This window comes from Nostoc sp. ATCC 53789, assembly GCF_009873495.1.
GTDB classification, from domain to species: domain Bacteria; phylum Cyanobacteriota; class Cyanobacteriia; order Cyanobacteriales; family Nostocaceae; genus Nostoc; species Nostoc muscorum_A.
Window position 1 is genome coordinate 517260 of record NZ_CP046703.1, and the last position, 17283, is coordinate 534542.

General features: G+C 41.1%; 10 protein-coding genes. 5 read left to right on the forward strand and 5 right to left on the reverse strand.

Features of this window, described 5'->3' with window-relative positions; all coding sequences use genetic code 11:
* Positions 1-194: 194 nt before the first annotated feature.
* From argJ to GJB62_RS01960, 3 genes are all read right to left on the reverse strand, one after another.
* Positions 195-1436 (reverse strand): bifunctional ornithine acetyltransferase/N-acetylglutamate synthase, encoded by a 1242-nt coding sequence (gene argJ / locus GJB62_RS01950; RefSeq protein WP_114086251.1) that lies wholly within the window; start codon positions 1434-1436, stop codon positions 195-197.
* Positions 1437-2110: 674 nt separating this feature from the next.
* Positions 2111-3586, reverse strand: coding sequence for an Asp-tRNA(Asn)/Glu-tRNA(Gln) amidotransferase subunit GatB (gene gatB, locus GJB62_RS01955; protein ID WP_114086250.1), 1476 nt, complete (start codon positions 3584-3586; stop codon positions 2111-2113).
* A 620-nt stretch (positions 3587-4206) separates the two neighbouring features.
* On the reverse strand, positions 4207-5265 hold the full coding sequence (locus GJB62_RS01960) for an IS630 family transposase (RefSeq protein WP_245245942.1): 1059 nt from the start codon (positions 5263-5265) through the stop codon (positions 4207-4209).
* Between the two features lie 334 nt (positions 5266-5599).
* Between GJB62_RS01960 and GJB62_RS01965 the strand changes: the two genes are divergently transcribed.
* On the forward strand, positions 5600-5950 hold the full coding sequence (locus GJB62_RS01965; RefSeq protein WP_114084400.1) for a hypothetical protein: 351 nt from the start codon (positions 5600-5602) through the stop codon (positions 5948-5950).
* A gap of 173 nt (positions 5951-6123) precedes the next feature.
* Here the strand turns inward: GJB62_RS01965 and GJB62_RS01970 are convergent, their stop codons facing one another.
* Positions 6124-7134 (reverse strand): cyanophycin synthetase, encoded by a 1011-nt coding sequence (locus tag GJB62_RS01970; RefSeq protein WP_114084401.1) that lies wholly within the window; start codon positions 7132-7134, stop codon positions 6124-6126.
* A 384-nt stretch (positions 7135-7518) separates the two neighbouring features.
* On the opposite strand from GJB62_RS01970, the gene GJB62_RS01975 reads away from it, so the two are divergent.
* The 3 genes from GJB62_RS01975 (at position 7519) to GJB62_RS01985 (ending at position 13642) form a co-directional block, all read left to right on the forward strand.
* Positions 7519-7755, forward strand: a complete 237-nt coding sequence (locus GJB62_RS01975; RefSeq protein WP_012408924.1) for a hypothetical protein — start codon at positions 7519-7521, stop codon at positions 7753-7755.
* A 779-nt stretch (positions 7756-8534) separates the two neighbouring features.
* Positions 8535-12677: a PAS domain S-box protein gene (locus GJB62_RS01980; RefSeq protein WP_114084402.1), complete on the forward strand. Its 4143-nt coding sequence runs from the start codon at positions 8535-8537 to the stop codon at positions 12675-12677.
* Entirely contained in the window at positions 12674-13642 is a 969-nt protein-coding gene (locus GJB62_RS01985) for a PleD family two-component system response regulator (RefSeq protein WP_114084403.1), read from the forward strand. The genes GJB62_RS01980 and GJB62_RS01985 overlap by 4 nt, the downstream gene beginning before the upstream one ends.
* Before the next feature lie 299 nt (positions 13643-13941).
* On the opposite strand, the gene GJB62_RS01990 is transcribed toward GJB62_RS01985, so the two are convergent.
* The gene (locus tag GJB62_RS01990) at positions 13942-14820 is read right to left on the reverse strand and encodes an alpha/beta hydrolase (protein WP_114084404.1); all 879 of its coding nucleotides are present in this window, start codon (positions 14818-14820) and stop codon (positions 13942-13944) included.
* 1212 nt (positions 14821-16032) lie between these two features.
* On the opposite strand from GJB62_RS01990, the gene GJB62_RS01995 reads away from it, so the two are divergent.
* Positions 16033-17268, forward strand: a complete 1236-nt coding sequence (locus GJB62_RS01995; protein ID WP_114084405.1) for a hypothetical protein — start codon at positions 16033-16035, stop codon at positions 17266-17268.
* Positions 17269-17283: the final 15 nt, after the last annotated feature.

Here is a 17283-nt window from a genome sequence, read left to right on the forward strand (position 1 = left end):
CACAGCATGAGAAACCGTAAGACTATTCTGATACCAATTCAATTAATAGACATCTGGTGAAATTAAATATGCGTTACTCAGAACCCTTGTAGAGAAGTAGCATTGCTACGTCTCTACATCTAAATGATTGCAAGACATCCTTGGCTAAAGACGCGATTCATCGCGTCTCTACAACGCAAACAATTGGGAGCCGTTTAGGTAGTATATTCGGCGTTAATCCTCACGTAGTCGTAACTCAAATCACAACCCCAAGCTTTACCCACACCATAACCGTTGCCAACATTAACGGAGATTAACACCGTATCCTCTTGGAGATAAGCACCCGTCGCTGCTTTTTTCAAATAAGCACTCGCTGCTGAACGATCAAAAGTTAAGGGTTGCCCGTTTTCTAACATTAAAAAATTCCCTAACTTAATTTGCAGATTTTCTTGCTCAAAGGGTATACCTGCACGTCCGGCGGCGGCGGCGATGCGTCCCCAGTTGGGATCTCGGCCAAAGATTGCAGATTTAACTAAGGATGAACCAGCGATGGTTTTGGCTATTTGTCGGGCTGAAATTTCATCATGGGTCCCTGTTACTTCCACTTCTATTAGACAAGTTGCGCCTTCACCATCACGAGCGATCGCTTTGGCTAAATGCTGACAAACTGCTGTTAACATCGCCTCTAATTTCTCTGCCTCTGCGCCCCATTCTATAATTGCTGGGGTGCGAGATTGACCATTCGCCAAGGCAATTAAGCTGTCGTTGGTGCTGGTATCACCATCCACGGTAATGGAATTAAAGCTTCTATCAGCCGCCCTTGCTAACATTTGCTGCCACAGGGCTGGGGAAACCACAGCATCACAAGTAACAAATGCTAGCATGGTTGCCATGTTGGGGTGAATCATGCCGGAACCTTTGGCAATACCACCAATTCGTACTGGGCGATCGCCTACAATTGTCTCTAGGGCAATAGATTTTGTTACCAAGTCTGTAGTGATAATCGCCCCAGCTGCGGCATCTGAACCTGTTGCTGATAGTGCAGCTACTACCTTGGGAATTCCACTTCGCAAAGCATCCATCTTAATTCTTTGACCGATCACGCCAGTGGAAGCCAATAAGATAGATTCAGACGAGATGTTTAGTGCTTGGGCTATTGCCAGAGAAGACTCTAGGGTATCAAGGTAGCCTTGATTACCTGTAGCGGCATTTGCTTGTCCAGCGTTGCAAAGGATGGCACGAGCGCTAGGTTTGGCTAGCAAGCGTTGGCGACAATATTCGACACAGGCAGCTTTAACTTGACTGGTGGTGAATACACCAGCTGCGATCGCTTCCACCTCTGAGAATATCAAAGCTAAATCTGGCAACCCCGAAGGTTTCAACCCTGCGGTTATTCCCGCCGCCTGATACCCCCTTGGTGCTGTGATGCCACCTGTGATTTTTTGCCAATCTGCCATTTTCTTCCTTACAACTATCAGGTTGGATAAGTCAATTTGTGCTTTAAAAAAGTGCGAAGAGATGCGATTAATCGCGTCTGTACAAGAGTTATGAGTTTCTCCGCAGTTCCCTTGCTCCCCAATTTCCAGTGACTATTATGAGTTTATTTGCTGATGGCAATAATAATGCACCAGTTGGCGATTAGCATAATTGTTTTACCTTTCTTATGACGAAAGACAAATTATGAAAAAAGAGAGCTGCCTAAGTAGCTCTCCAGATCATTACGGTGCATCTTTTACTCACAGTATATATTTGATTATCTAAGAGTTAATACTTATTGATTAAGATTTATTCTACAATTTGAATAAAGCTACTCCGTAAATACTACATAACTAGATAAAAAAGAGAGCTACTTAGGCAGCTCTCCAGATCATCAGGGTGCATCTACTTACCACACTATATCATTTTAGGTATGCGGGTAGTCACCAGTTTTTATATGAAGATTTCATGAAGAAACACCGAGAAAATACTTACCCTTGATTTCTCACTTGTGAGAAATCCAGGAGTGTGGGAGGTGTGGGAGGTGTGGGAGGTGTGGGAGGATGGGGAAGAAGTCTTACCCCCCCACACTCCCCACACTCCCCACACTCCTCTACCCAAACCCAGGGATGAGATGTTTTTTTACTGGAAGTCCCTAAGCATTCAGTTTCTTTTCTACCAATTCGTTAGTCAGCTTAGGATCAGCACGTTTGGCTGTCTTTTTGAGAACTTGTCCAACAAAGAAGCCTTTAAGGTTGGTGTTACCGTTGCGATACTTTTCTAGTTCTTTGGGATTGGCGGCTATGACTTCATCAACGATAGGTTCTAGTACACTAGGATCGGTGATTAACTCTTGACCTGCAAAAGCTTTTTCAGGAGAAATCCCACTGAGCAAATCTGGTAACTTTTCTTTAGCTTGAGCATTGCTAATTTTGCCCGTTTCAATGCGAGTAATGATCTCAGCTAAATTGGTAGGAGTCAGCCCGATTTGAGTAATACTAAGTTTTTGCTTATTAAGGTAGGCGGCGATATCTTGAGTAATCCAGTTTGCAGCAGCTTTGGCATTTGCTCCAGATGCGATCGCAGTTTCAAAATATTCCGCTACTGGACGATCTTCTGTCAACACTCGCGCATCGTAAGCCGAAAGCCCCAACTCACTTTCATAATGATGGCGTTTTTGGGCTGGTAATTCTGGTAATTCGCTGCGCCACTTCTCTAATTCTGAATCCGTCACCTCAATTGGTGCTAAATCTGGTTCGGGGAAGTAGCGATAATCGCTAGAACCTTCCTTTACCCGCATACTACTTGTACGTTGAGCGCCTTCTTCCCACAGCCGAGTCTCTTGGATGATGCGCTCGCCTGCTTCGATGGCGGCGATTTGGCGCTCAATTTCGTAGTCAATCGCTCGTTGGATGGCGCTGAAGGAGTTCATATTTTTAATTTCTACCTTGGTGCCAAATTCCTCTCGTCCCACTGGACGCACAGATATGTTGACATCGCAGCGCAGAGATCCTTCTTGCATATTGCCATCACTCACGCCGAGATAGCGCACAATCCGGCGCAACTCTTCAGCATATTCAGCAGCTTCTAATCCAGAACGCAAATCAGGTTCCGAGACAATTTCGACTAATGGAATACCTGCGCGATTGTAGTCTACCAGAGAATAGGAAGAACCGGAAAGGCGATCGCTGCCGGCGTGTACCAATTTTCCTGCATCTTCTTCCATGTGCAGACGTGTGATACCAATGCGTTTGCGGCTGGGATTGCCCTCAGCATCTACCAACTCAATTTCTAGCCAACCATGTTCTGCGATCGGTAGATCGTATTGAGAAATTTGGTAATTTTTGGGTAAGTCAGGATAAAAATATTGTTTCCGGTCAAACTTACTATATCTAGCAATTTGACAATTCAGTGCCAAACCAGTTTTGACAGCATATTCTAATACTTTTTCATTGAGTACAGGTAAGACCCCAGGTAAACCCATACAAACCGGGTCAATGTTAGTATTTGGGTCAGCACCAAATGCCGTAGAGCTATTAGAGAAAATTTTGGTCTTGGTACTCAACTGACAATGGGTTTCTAGACCAATAATCGCTTCATACTCAGTTTTTACAGTTGTAGCAGTCGTCATAATATCACTAATTTCGGCATAATCCTTGTAGTGGTACTATTGTAGCGGCGTATTGAGCTGCGCTGAAGACGGTTATTTGGGTGAGTAATGCTTACCCTGATGAGCTTGAAAAGGAAGTTGTAAACCTAGGATAAAGAAAATCTTGATTATTGGTTCTGGGGTGTTGGTAAATCTACCCTAGCCCGCGAACTATATTCGTATCTTTAACTGGTAGTAAAACATAAAATTTCACCAAATACCTATTCCCCCAACCTATAGTAGTCCGCTCAATGGGGTAAATATGCACACGACTGGCTTCCCTTAAAAAGCTAGTTCTAATTCCAATACGCTTGGGTTAAGGGACTTCCAGTTAAAAAAATATCCCGTCGTAGGGGCGCAAGGCCTTGCGCCCCTACAAATCTATAAATAATTTGGGATAATTTATTTTTTGCAAGTCCCTAAGAGCTACTGGTAAAAATTTTGGGTTTTTGAGACGCGATAAATCGCCGTCTCTACAAGTCTTTTGGTCTTATCTGAACTGTATTGGTTCTAATGCCCTCCTTTTTAATAAGGGTTAGGAAGCATAAAGCCTTTACAATTCACAACGAAATTAATTAAATAATTATTAAAAATATAAGTAGCTAGGCACAATTAAATATAAGACGCTCAAGGGCATATTCCCCCTTTACGCTTCTAGCTTCCATGCCATCAATAATTGCCATAGCCAAATCGTAGTTATTGTCAAACATTTGTCCAGCAATTTCATGAGTTTTTAGTTGATGCCACTCTTCCTCTATCCGATTCATTTCGGAACAATAAGGTGGTAAAAAGAAAACGAATAATCCTTTTTCCTGCCACTCAAGCCATTTTTGTTTTGCTTTCTTACTGGTATGTAAGGAACCATTATCGTGAACAATAACACTGATGCGACCAGTTTCAACTAAAGTGTTTTGTGCCTTAGCTGCAACCCAATCCATAACCTCGATGTAGCGTTTTGTTTTGAACCCACCTTGAACCAAGGCATATTCAAAACTGACTTGGGGTTGCCATAAACCCAAAATACTAATGCGACCACCACGGCTACCAACTTGTGCCATTTGTTTTTGGCTACCGATACGACTGTAACTATAGCTAACGGGACTCCAACGACAACACCCAGACTCATCAAGATACTTAAGCTCGACATAACCCTCTACTGCCGCTTGCTTTAAGGTATCTAGGTCTGCTTGCTTAATTCGTCGTTTTTCTGGGTCTTGTTTTCTCTTATGAGTATGGCGGGTGCGTTTCCATTTCCACTTTTTTTTGAGCAAACGTCGCAAACGAGACGGACTCAATTGCACATTTCTATCTTGAGCCAATTTTTCTGATAACTGCAAACTGTTATAAGTACGGGGCTCTACCTCTAAGCAATCCTCTAAATATGCTAAGTCTGCCTCAAGCCATTTGCACTTTGCTCCTCGCCCGGAAGTTTCCCACAGTCCTCCCAAACCCTTATTTTCCCAACGCCTCAGTGTTGCTCGTACCGTATGTTCGTGACACTCAAAAATTTTAGCTATCGCTGGTACATTCCATCCTTGGGCATTTAATCGAATTATGTGGGCACGCTCTCGTGTCCGTTGAGGAACTGTTGTCGCTGACCGTAACTCCAAAAGCGTCAAATCTTCTAAATCTGTTAATCTAACTCGCAATGGAGCAGACATCTCGTAGAACCTATTTTTTAGACCTTCTCTATCTTATATTTAATTGTAACCACCTACTTATGTACTCATTAATTAATATCTGAAACTATTTAATAATAAATCAAACTATTAAATAAACTTAGCACTCAAGGCTTGCTAGTGCTAATTTCCAACTGAACTTTAATACCTATGATTTAGCACTCAAGGCTAGCTAGTGCTAATTTTTTATTTAATTTTAACACCTATGACATAAACCAAAAATCTACTTGTTATAGATGCTTAAGTTAGGTTAAAAGTATTATAATAGAGAAAAAGTAAAGCTTCCTGCAAGTAATTTATAACTCGGAGTACTAGCATGAAATACACTTTTGATATTGTAGGAGTATCTCCACTTTTGCAGTTTTTTAATCACCAACAGCAAAATGAGCAAAAACCACCCCACCAAGGTGTGGAATATCTGGGGATGTATACGTGTACACTAGATACCTTTCTAGAATCGGTAGAATCCGTTCCAGCCAAGTGGGATTGGAATCTAGATCAAGTGGTAGATACCGTGATTCAGTTTTGGCTGAACAACTCAGATAGTATTAGTTATTGGAAAGTACGCTTAAGTAATGCTGGTAAAGATAATTTACTAGTCGCAAGATTAGCGGATATAAACGCCTTACAAGCTGAATTTGAATCCCTTCTAGATAAGAAGTGGTGAATAGATAGCTAGATATAGGACTCATATTTGATTTTTGAAAAACTTAGTACAACTCAACAATCCTTCTTGCCTCTTGACTGTCAACGTAAGTAAGTATGACTACGCCACGCTACGCTAACAAAAATCAAAGCGGATTTCTATGAGAGTAGAAATTACTGTGCTTCCAAGCAAAATTAATGCTTTTCTTTGTTATTTTCGTTTTCAAGTATTTTCAGAATTTTGAGATATAGATTTTCTACTCTTTTGGTCTGAACTTCACCAAATGATGCGTAGTGACTTAAGCTAGGAGCGCCATTTACTTCAAGGATTGTATAATCTACTATTGGTGAGGTTATATCACTAGCAAGAATGTCCACACCTGCTAATCTCAGTTGCATATCTTTTGTAATACTTACTGCGAGTTTTTGAAAATCAGGATGAATGCTTTCTGTAAAATCTACTGCCTCGCCTCCAGTCGATAAATTTGCATTGTCTAAAAGATATACAATATTATTTTTAGGTATCACACTACTAAAATTTAGCTTCCGTCTTCGCAAGTTTTTTTTAATTCTGTAATCTTCAAAATCTATAATTTCTTTTCTACCATTTTTGCTAAAATTTTCTTGCTTCTGTTGCATAAGTTCTAAAACATTAGACTGACCATCCCCGGTTATAAATAGGGGAATTCTTTGATATGCCGAAACTACTTCATCATCAAGTACTACAATTCTATAATCATTGCCACTATAAAATCGTTCAACAATAAAGCCTGAGACTTTTTGCAAGATTTTCTTGGCTATTTGATAGTATTCTTGCTTGTTATAAACCTTGGTAACAAATATTCCTTGACTGAGATTAATTGGCTTGACAATTACAGGAAATCCCAACTCCTTAGCATAATAGAATCCTTGTTCTATATTTCTAATATCAGCTATTTCTCTGCACAATTCTTCACTGAAAAATGTTTTTCCTTCGGTAACTTTGTAGCCAAAATTATTCAAAAAAAAGCTGGAAACACTTTTATCTTTTGCTATTGCTGTTGAACCCGAAGAATTAATACTAAATCTGGTATTCCTAAAAAAAGTTTTATTCCCATTTTTAAAGGTAATCAGTCCCACAAAGGTGCATTCTGGATCTACTAAAACTACTGCTCCTATTTCCTCTGCTACTTTTTGAATGATTGATGTTACAAATGGTGTTTCCATTATGATAACTATAATTTTATCGGGGGAACATTAATATTATTCTCAAATGAGCTTTTGATAGTCTCTTTTAAGACACTAGCATTAAGTTTACCACTGATACTGATTTTCCTTCTGCGTATGCAAACAAATCATGAAAACTCAATATTTGGTAAACCTTCTGCTTGAAGATTTTTTGATGCTGAAAACAGTTGCAAATTAAGGCTTTGAGATTCATTGCTACCTGAAAATTACAACTTAGTTGGTCTAAAATTTAGCGCTAAGTGTTGACAACTTATTAATAATCGAATAACAAGGTGGCAGCAGCATAAAAAAAAAAGCGTTAGTGCATTCCTACTTAGAAACTAATTAACGCCCTTCATTAAACTTCATACGGATAACATCATTATGCCAGAAAATACGGTTAACCAAGCTTCTAAATCAGACAATCAGCCTATTGCTTATAAAGAACGCCTCAATTCTTGGGCGATCGCTCGTCAGCTTCCTAATACCCAACGGGAAATTGTTGCTCGCTTCCGCAGTCGTTCTGATGCCGATGGCTATATGCGACACCTCCCCCAGGAAATACCAAATGCTTCATATATGGTTGTTTTTGATTGCCAACGCGAAGCATCTGTGATTTAAAGTACAAATTTCGGCAATAGACCTATTTTGAAAATAGGGAACAGAGAAAGAAATTTTCGTTCTAGATTGTGTTTGCGTAGGGGGTGCTTTGTCCTTACTCTGTTCATTAGTATCTTTTTACATTCTTGTGGTGAAAAAGGAAGGGTTAAGGGGAAAATCCAATCCCTTTAACCCTTGCTCTTAATGTATCTTTTTGCCCGCAAAAAAATTAAAAATGTGTAGGTGTAGTTCGTCGAAAGCGAACAGCACTCACTACAAACTAATTTCAATAAGCAGTTTTCCTTTGCATAAAGTACAAAGTTACTGGTTTAGAGGCAGGGGACAGGAGGCAAGAGGTAGAAACTCTTTATATATGATGCGTGAATTCTGCATTGTGTACCTCACTTACTGGCAATCCACTGTATTTATTACATTACTTAATTTCCTTTGATTATTCTCGCCTACTTAATTAATTAGAAGCAGAAGTTATTAAAATTTTTTACCATTATATTAAACCTCATCTATGTTGAAACCTAGAGTTTTTTAAAAAATATATTTATTGATGTAGGTTGGGTGGAGTGAAACGCAACCCAACATTACCACCTTATTTAGGTTGGGTTACGCGATCGCTGCACCCAACCTACAAAACTACAAAACTACACTTGGTCTTTCCTGTCAATGCCTAACTCATAATTACTTAAAAAAATCCGTAATTGCCCCCTTGCTATTGATATTTTAAATTACTTAAAAGTAAAGGTTAGTGTGATAAGCCCTGAAAGAAAGTGCTTGAGGGTTAATAAGTGGTCAAACAGTGCCGATATCACTGGTTAAAAGCTGTAATATTTTTCCACAAAGAAAAATTACTAGCTTTATTGCTAGGGATCTTCTTCTCAATCTCTGTAGTTTTACTCTGCCAGCAACTTTCAATTCAGACTCCAAGGTTATTAACACAAGTAGTATTGATTACAGGGTTATTGGTTGTCACGCTGACATTACCAATCTGTTTAGTCCTGGTGATAAAAGCAATAAATCAGGATTTAACTCACAAGATTTTTGAACAGAAACAAATAGAACTTGCCCTTCGTTGCAGCGAGAAGCGTCTGCACCAGTTACTGGAAACTGTCAAAGTCATCCCTTGGGAATTAGACTTGAAAACTGGTCGATTTACCTACGTTGGGCCGCAAGCAGTAGACTTGCTAAATTATGCGATCGCAGAATGGTACGAGAAAAATTTTTGGTACAATCATCTGCATCCAGACGATCGGGAAAAATCCGTTCGTTTTCGTCAAGAAGCAACTGCTAGGTGCGAGAATCACGAATTAGAATACCGGATGCTAGCAGCCGATGGGCGAGTTGTTTGGCTGCGAGACGTTGTTAGGGTAGTTGAAACAGCAGAAACTCCTACTACGCTGAAGGGGTTTATGTTTGACATTAGTGATTTAAAGCAGATTGAAGAAACCTTGAGGCTGAAGGAGAGGGCACTTGCTGCTACCAATAATGGAATTATCATTGCCGATGCTAGACTTCCCTATAATCCAGTAATTTACGTCAACTGCGCCTTTGAACAAATAACAGGTTACAGCGCTACTGATGTGATTGGGCAAAACTGTAGATTTTTGCAACGCGCAGATATACAGCAATCAGGACTCAATGAACTGCGCTCATCTATTCAAGCTGGAACAAGTTGTAAAGTTATTCTCCGTAAATATCGCAAAGATGGTATCTTATTCTGGAATGAATTGGGTATTTCTCCTATTGATGACGAAAATGGGAAGTTAAGCCACTTTATTGGAATTCAGACAGATATTAGCCACCGCAAGGAAGCTGAAGCCAGCCTGCATCAGCAAGCTCTCACTTTTGAAAACATGAATGATGGCGTAATTATCACAAATTTAACCGGAAATATTATTGACTGGAATCCTGCTGCCCAAAGCATGTTTGGTTATACTAAAGCTGAGATTTTGGCTAAACATATCAGTATTTTGCATCAACCGGAAGTAGCCGCAACATTAAGCACTAAAATTCTCGAAACAGTCAACCAGCAAGGACGCTGGTCAGGGGAAATACACTTTCTTGGTAAAGATGGCAGTGAGAGAATTTGCGAAACAACTGTAGTCCCTTTACAGGATGAACAGGGAAAAACTGTTGCCACTGTTGGCATAAATCAAGATATTACCGAAAACAAACGAGCTAAAGAAGCATTGCAACGCCAATTGCATCGCACCCTACTACTTGAACAAATTACTCAAGAAATTCGTCAAAGTCTTGATACCAGCAAAATCTTTGAGACAGCTGCTACCCAAATTGGACAAGCGTTTAAAGTTGATCGCTGTCTGATCCATTCTTATGTTTGCGACCCCATTCCGAAAATTCCTTTAGTAGCACAGTATAATACACTTTCTAGTCCCTGCTCAGTGTTGGGATTGGAAGTTCCCATGACTAATAATCCCCATGCAGAGAAGATGATGGCACAAGAAACTGCGATCGCCTCTCCTGATGTGTATGCCGATCCTTTACTTAAGGCGGCCGAACCTATCTGCCGAAAAATTAAACTGAAGTCTATGCTGTCAATCCGCACCTCCTATCAAGGAGAACCCAATGGTGCGATCGGATTACATCAGTGCAGCTATTTTCGCCAGTGGACACCAGACGAAATCGAATTACTAGAAGCAGTAGCGGCTCAACTGGGTATTGCTCTAGCACAGGCTCACTTACTGGAACAAGAAACCCGCCGACGGGAAGAACTTACCTTGAAAAACTTTGCTTTGGAGCAGGCAAAACGTCAGGCTGAAGCCGCAAATCGGGCAAAAAGTGAGTTTTTAGCAATGATGAGCCACGAAATTCGGACTCCAATGAATGCTGTTATTGGTATGACCGATCTTCTGCTGGATACTGACCTCACCCCGCAACAGCAAGACTTTGTAGAAACAGTTCGCAGTAGCGGAGATGCTTTGCTCACCATCATCAACGACATTCTAGATTTCTCCAAAATTGAGTCGGGAAAGCTGGAATTAGAAGAACAGCCTTTTGATTTGAGAGCTTGTGTAGAACAGGCTATTTCTCTATTAGCCCCGAAAGCTGCCCAAAAAGATATCGAACTAGTTTACCTAATCCAACCGCAAGTTCCGACTCAGATCGTTGGCGATATGACACGTCTGCGCCAAGTCTTAATGAATCTCCTCAACAACGCCATTAAGTTTACTGAATATGGAGAAGTGTTACTCTCTGTTGAACTGGGGGCTGGAGATTCAGGGAAGCAGGGGGAAAATTCCTCTCCTCTGCACCCTTCCCCCGTTCGGCTACGCTCACGGCAAGCCTGCTCCTCTGCCTCTTCTGAGTCCCCAATCCAAATTCAATTTGCCATCAAAGATACAGGTATTGGCATCACACCAGAGAAAATAGAGCGGTTATTTCATCCCTTCACTCAGGCTGATGTCTCCATGACTCGACGATATGGCGGCACAGGGCTAGGGCTAGTCATTAGCAAGCGGCTTAGTAAGATGATGGGGGGCACTCTTTGGGTGGAAAGCCAAGGGATTGTTGGTGGCAATCCTAGCCCTAGATGGAAAAGTAGAAAATCATTATCATCTCCTTATTCTTCCCAAGGTTCAACATTCTACTTCACCATTACTGCCCAAGTGCCTGCTGTTCCAGAAGGTGAACTTAGTAATTCGTCGATGCAGCTTCAGGGAAAGCGCCTGTTGATTGTGGATGACAATCTGACTAACTGTCAAATTATCAGCTTGCAAGCAGAATCTTGGAAAATGGAAACTTATGCTGCCAAATCTGCGAAAGAAGCGTTAGCTCAACTTGCTCAGGGAACACAGTTTGACATTGCCATTTTAGATATGGAAATGCCAGCAATGGATGGCATAACCCTAGCTCGTCAAATCCGCAGGCAATCTGGTTGTCAAAATCTACCTTTAGTGATTCTTACTTCTTTAGGTAGAGGAGAAACATTCTCTGACTTTGGTGATCTCGATGTTGCCTTTTTGAGCAAACCCATCAAACAGTCTCAACTCTACGATGTTATGACCCGTGTTTTAGGAAATCAGCCAAGCCAAGCGAGTATTTATGATTTTCCCTTGGTTGATCGGCATTTGGCCTATCCACTGCCATTAAGGATTCTTTTGGCAGAAGATACGGTTGTCAATCAGAAAGTTGCCTTACTGATGCTACAGAAAATAGGTTATTCAGCTGATGTCGTAACTAATGGGGTAGAAGTACTCAAGGCTTTGCAAAAACAGCCTTATGACCTAGTGTTGATGGATGTCCACATGCCAGAAATGGATGGTTTAGAAACAGCTCGGAGAATCTGTCAAGAATGGGAAGTTGGTTTTCGTCCGCATATCATTGCGATAACTGCCAATGCGATGCGAGGCGATCGCGAAATTTGTCTTGCTGCTGGTATTAATGACTACATTAGCAAACCGATTCAGCTTCAAAAATTAGCTCAGGCACTCAGCAAATGCCCACGCCAAAGAAGTCTTGAAGTCACTTCCATAGTCAAACAAGATCGAGCGATGTACTTAGAATTGCAACCTTGGCAAAATATTCTCCAAGAAGGGCAAAACCAGACATTAAAAAGTGCCAAAATTGATGCCAAAATTCTCCAATCCTTACGGGATATCGTCAGAGGCGATCGTGTTGTATTTGCTGAACTAATTAAGTGTTATCTTACAGAGACACCGAGACTGGTACAAGATATTAGCACTGCGATCGCAAATCGGGATACCCAGACTATATGGAAGGTAGCCCATCAACTGAAGTCTAGCAGTGCCTCTATTGGAGCGATCGCTTTAGCACAGCTTTGCAAGGTTTTAGAAGCACAGGGACGGAGCAGTGAATTAGAAAACACCGTAGAATTACTCCCGCAGTTATGCCAGGAATATGAACAAGTTAAAACTGCGTTAGAAAAAGAACTTGCGAAGGAAATACCATGACAGCTACTGCTCAAGAAAGCCAATCTTTAGTTCTAATTGTTGATGATGAGCCTTTTATCCGGATGATACTTCGGCATTTCTTGGAGCGGGAAGGCTATAAAATAGCGGAAGCTCAAAATGGCAGAGAGGCTTTAACTGCTTTTAAAGAACTGCGCCCTGACATAATACTTCTTGATGCCATCATGCCGGATATGGATGGGTTCGAGTGTTGCACTAACTTAGAACTTCTTGATTGCAGCAAGCACACTCCAGTTTTAATGATTACAGGACTTGAGGATCAAGAGTCAGTTGACCGGGCATTTGCAGTGGGAGCAATGGACTATGTTACCAAACCGATTCACTGGCCAGTTTTGCGACAACGGGTAAAACGCTTGATTCAGCAATCTCAGTTACAACGAAAACTGGAAACCGTTAATTTGGAATTACAGCGATTAGCTACTATTGATGGATTAACTCAAATAGCTAACCGCCGACGCTTTGAAGAGTATTTTAACCAAGAATGGCAGCGTCTAAAACGGGATCAACGGCCTCTTTCCCTGATTCTTTGCGACGTTGATTTCTTCAAATTATATAACGATACTTATGGGCATCGAGTAGGCGATCGCTGTCTTCAAGAAATTGCTAAGGCCATCAAATATATTATTAAACGTCCCGGAGATTTAGTTGCCCGTTATGGTGGGGAAGAATTTGCTGTGATTTTACCTAACACAGACACCGAAGGGGCGACTCATGTTGCCAAGAAAATTTGCCATACTGTCCGAACATTAGCAATACCTCATGAAAATTCCCAAGTTAGTCCTCATGTAACCATTAGTGTCGGGTTTACGACAGAAATTCCTCAGTCAGATTCTGACTTGGAAGAAATGATTGCCGCAGCAGATCGGGCATTGTATCAAGCAAAGGCAGCAGGACGCGATCGCTTTGTACAAAATATTCTACTACCCAAAAATAAAAATTTCCGCTAGTGCGCCAAACTGTCAGGCAGGGGAGTGTGGGGAGTGTGGGGAGTGTGGGAAGTGTGGGAAGTGTGGGAAGTGTGGGAAGTGTGGGATTTGTAAAGTAGTGCGATCGCGGCTTGATTCATTAGAAAAGCGATCGCGGTTCCGTATGAGCGATCGCTAGATTAATCCCTAACCACAGGGATTGATTCTGACAATTATATTTGTTGCAGTACTTTAAAGATTGCAGTGCTAGCCCCCTCATCCCGACGTTCTTAAAAGATAAAAAGAATTGCTCTACTGTAGTATTAGAAGAAACTAAAGCTTCAAAATTTGGGTTCCTTTTCCAATACCATTATTTGTCTCAAAATAGCCGTACACAATGGACTATCACTATCTAAAAAACCATTCACGATCGTAAAGTGGTTTTCATTAGGCTGTGGTAAATATTCACCAGGCAATTCTTTTTCTTTCCATGCAGCCAGAAAATCTAGCGATTGTCGTTCAAACTCTGAAGTCTCTTTGCCGCCATAAGTTACAAGTAGAGAACCAGCTTTTTCAGGAAGATGGCGGATAGGACTATTGCGAAGAACTTCACCCCAAGTAAATTGGATTTTGGGTTGTAGCCAAGTGTAGGGAAATGGCATCAAATCAAACAAACCGCTAATAGCACAACCACCTTTAATGATGTCATCTGGTAGTCCATAGTCGTTTTTCCAGTCTGTAGCCATGAGCATCGCAGTTAAGTGACCACCGGCTGAGTGACCAGCTACATGGATGCGATTGGGGTCTGCACCAAAGCTTTCTGCATTATTATAAATCCAGGCGATCGCTGAACGATTTTGGCGGACAATCTCATCAATGGTTACTTTGGGACACAAGGCATAGTTGACCACCACCACTGTAACATTGGCAGCTACAAGACCTTGGGCGACAAAGCTAAAATCTTTACTGTCGGACATTATCCAATAGCCACCGTGGATAAATACCAAAATTGGTGCTTGTGGTTGCGTGGCAGGAAAAATATCTAGATGTTCGACTAAGGTAGAACCAAAAAAAACATTTAGATGACAGCGCAATTTTTCACGCACCTTAGCACTGTTTGCGGCATACAAATTCATGTATCCAGGTATATCAAGACCTAGTTCACTGGGATTGTACTGGTAATCTAGCTCGGCTTGAGTTTGAAAATTTTGATACAGCATTGAGTTTTCTGGTTTAGGGCAAGTGATTTTAATCAAAACGAATTCATTCTGTTAGCGGATAGCTAGGGTTTAGCCCATTCTGACTCCTGACCGAAAGAGCCGCCTAAGAGGTTGTTTAAAAAGTAGTTGGCTGTATCTTTGCACTTATTGATCTCCCCCTAACCCCCCCAGTCGCTCCACTACAGCGCTTCGCGCATCCTGCGGCGGGGGAGACCCCATCGCTTTTAGCGTCTCCCCTTGGGAGAAGACCGCGCTGGCTCCCCTTAAAAAGGGTGGAACCGGAGTCAAAGTCCCCCTTTTTAAGGGGGATTTAGGGGGATCTAAACGCTTTGTTACCGAGAAGAGGACTTTTCAAACATCCTCTAAAACCTGCGGCATAGCAATTAGAGACCCTATACATAGCTTGCTTCTTTGCAGGAGTATGCTTAGAGCGAGTTTACGATAGCGAGTATTCTAGCCTCGCGTCTTGATTCTGACTTCTGAATTCTTCTCCAACTAAATTTTTGAATGAATTAATTCCTTATAAAGTCTTACGTTGCTTTAAATTAGTCAGTATAATCACTAGCCGATTATATGAACTGTGATGTGAAAAATAGCCTATGATATGACTGGAATATTCATCATAAAAAGTAAGTGATAGTACAGAAGGCAAAACCTTTACACCACGCATTACATTACTTGATTTCATAGGATATTCCTAAAGGATTTAAAACATTTATTCACACAAATCAAGAAGATACAAAAGGTAAATAATTCAGTACAATTTCGGTGTAAGTCTTTTGAGCAATTTACTGCTTCTACGTCCTATTACGCAAGTTTAAATTTTATTCTTGAATAAAATTTCACTATTTTCTGACCTTTGTAAAGTTAACATCAAATTATTGGTAATTATGGTGAGAACCTCTACCTGAGCAATGTTTAGCTGGAGCAAGACAAACTAAAGAGGTTAATTCATGTTGCTCAAACGGTTGAACTGGGCACCAGAGAAGTATATGACACAGCATCCCTGAACCAGAGAAAAGCTTAAAACGCACTTAATATAAGCATTTTTAAGCATTTTTCCAAAATTTCTAATTTTAATAAGGACAAATTAAAACTCCTTTGACACAATAGGACAGAAACAGAGAGGTATCTAATATTCTCATCTCTCTGTATATATGATTAGGCAACTAGACTGGTATAAAAAGAACCAAGCCACTTACCCAAAATACGATGAACCCCAACAACCCTTTGCAGACAATGCAAACAAGTTTCCATACAGCTTTAGGTGCTGTTAGTGAATTTACGGCCCTACTTCAGGAGCCCCAAAAACTCACGAATTACTTTACCCGGATGCAACAAAAGCCGGATCAATTGTTCCAAGATTTAGCAGTAAAAGGCAAAAATATGGAACAAGATATGAATAGTTTTTTCAAAAATTACTTTTGCGGAGGTGGTGACAAATCACCATATCCCAAATATATAGAACGGGCAGATGGACAGGCTTTTAACCAACCCTATGAAATCAAAGGGACAAAAATGTACGGCTTTGTCGTTGAGGGTTCAATGGCGAAGTTGCAAGAGGTCTGTGATAAATATCTCAACGATCCCAATAATGGAGAGATTGAATATCGACCAGCCATGAACTATCTCGTCCTGACCTTCAACAAGATAGATTCTTTAAGTTCCATCTATCCTCCCGACTATGACAAAGGAACTGTGCATGAAGAAGAAGCCATCTTTTGGATGTTAACAGTGGTAGGTAAAAGAGTCGGGCCTTTATTCATAGCCGAACGCCTAGCTTGGTTTATGCCTTACGTGTACGTGAATAATTCTCCCATCCTAGTTTCGGGTAGAGAAGTCTATGGCTTCTTTAAAGAACTTGGCCTATTTCAGATCCCTGAATTAAATAAAGAACCGGATTTATTTACTGTAGATACCTTAGTATTTAAAGAATTTTCTCCTACAAGCCAATCTATAGAGGCTCGCCTGCTGGAAGTTCAACGCGTCAATACAGGAGAGAAACATCAAGCCATCAAGACATGGGACACCTTTGAAGAAGCAGCAAGAGCGATCGCTAGTTTATTATTTGACAATAACGAAATTCTGATTCCTGGCTTACAGTTACCCTTCAATCTCCTCGAATATCTCCTAGAAAAAATCGTCCCTCTCGTTACCCTCAAACAAATCCGCGACGTAGAAAACAGCAAAAAAGCCTGCTATCAAGCACTGATTGAATCCCCCATGCAGCTACAAACCTTCTATGGCGGAAAACTCTTTGGCGATCAATTTCAACTAAAAATCAATAATTTCGCTAGCCAACCAATCGTCCAAGACTTAGGACTACACAAAGGCTATCCCGCAGGTAGCGAATCCATAACTATCCCCGTCAAACTTGGTTTCGTGCTGCACTTCGACTTCACCCTCAAAGATGGGAAAGCCGTTTGGCAAGCACCACAGAAAAATTAGCATTGGGCAAATATA

Excerpts from the sequence above, each read along its gene's own strand:
- GJB62_RS01965 (WP_114084400.1), top strand. The coding sequence starts at position 5,600 with ATGAAATACACTTTTGATATTGTAGGAGTATCTCCACTTTTGCAGTTT.
- GJB62_RS01985 (WP_114084403.1), top strand. The coding sequence starts at position 12,674 with ATGACAGCTACTGCTCAAGAAAGCCAATCTTTAGTTCTAATTGTTGAT.
- GJB62_RS01990 (WP_114084404.1), bottom strand. The coding sequence starts at position 14,820 with ATGCTGTATCAAAATTTTCAAACTCAAGCCGAGCTAGATTACCAGTAC.
- gatB (WP_114086250.1), bottom strand. The coding sequence starts at position 3,586 with ATGACGACTGCTACAACTGTAAAAACTGAGTATGAAGCGATTATTGGT.
- GJB62_RS01970 (WP_114084401.1), bottom strand. The coding sequence starts at position 7,134 with ATGGAAACACCATTTGTAACATCAATCATTCAAAAAGTAGCAGAGGAA.
- GJB62_RS01975 (WP_012408924.1), top strand. The coding sequence starts at position 7,519 with ATGCCAGAAAATACGGTTAACCAAGCTTCTAAATCAGACAATCAGCCT.
- GJB62_RS01995 (WP_114084405.1), top strand. The coding sequence starts at position 16,033 with ATGAACCCCAACAACCCTTTGCAGACAATGCAAACAAGTTTCCATACA.
- argJ (WP_114086251.1), bottom strand. The coding sequence starts at position 1,436 with ATGGCAGATTGGCAAAAAATCACAGGTGGCATCACAGCACCAAGGGGG.
- GJB62_RS01960 (WP_245245942.1), bottom strand. The coding sequence starts at position 5,265 with ATGTCTGCTCCATTGCGAGTTAGATTAACAGATTTAGAAGATTTGACG.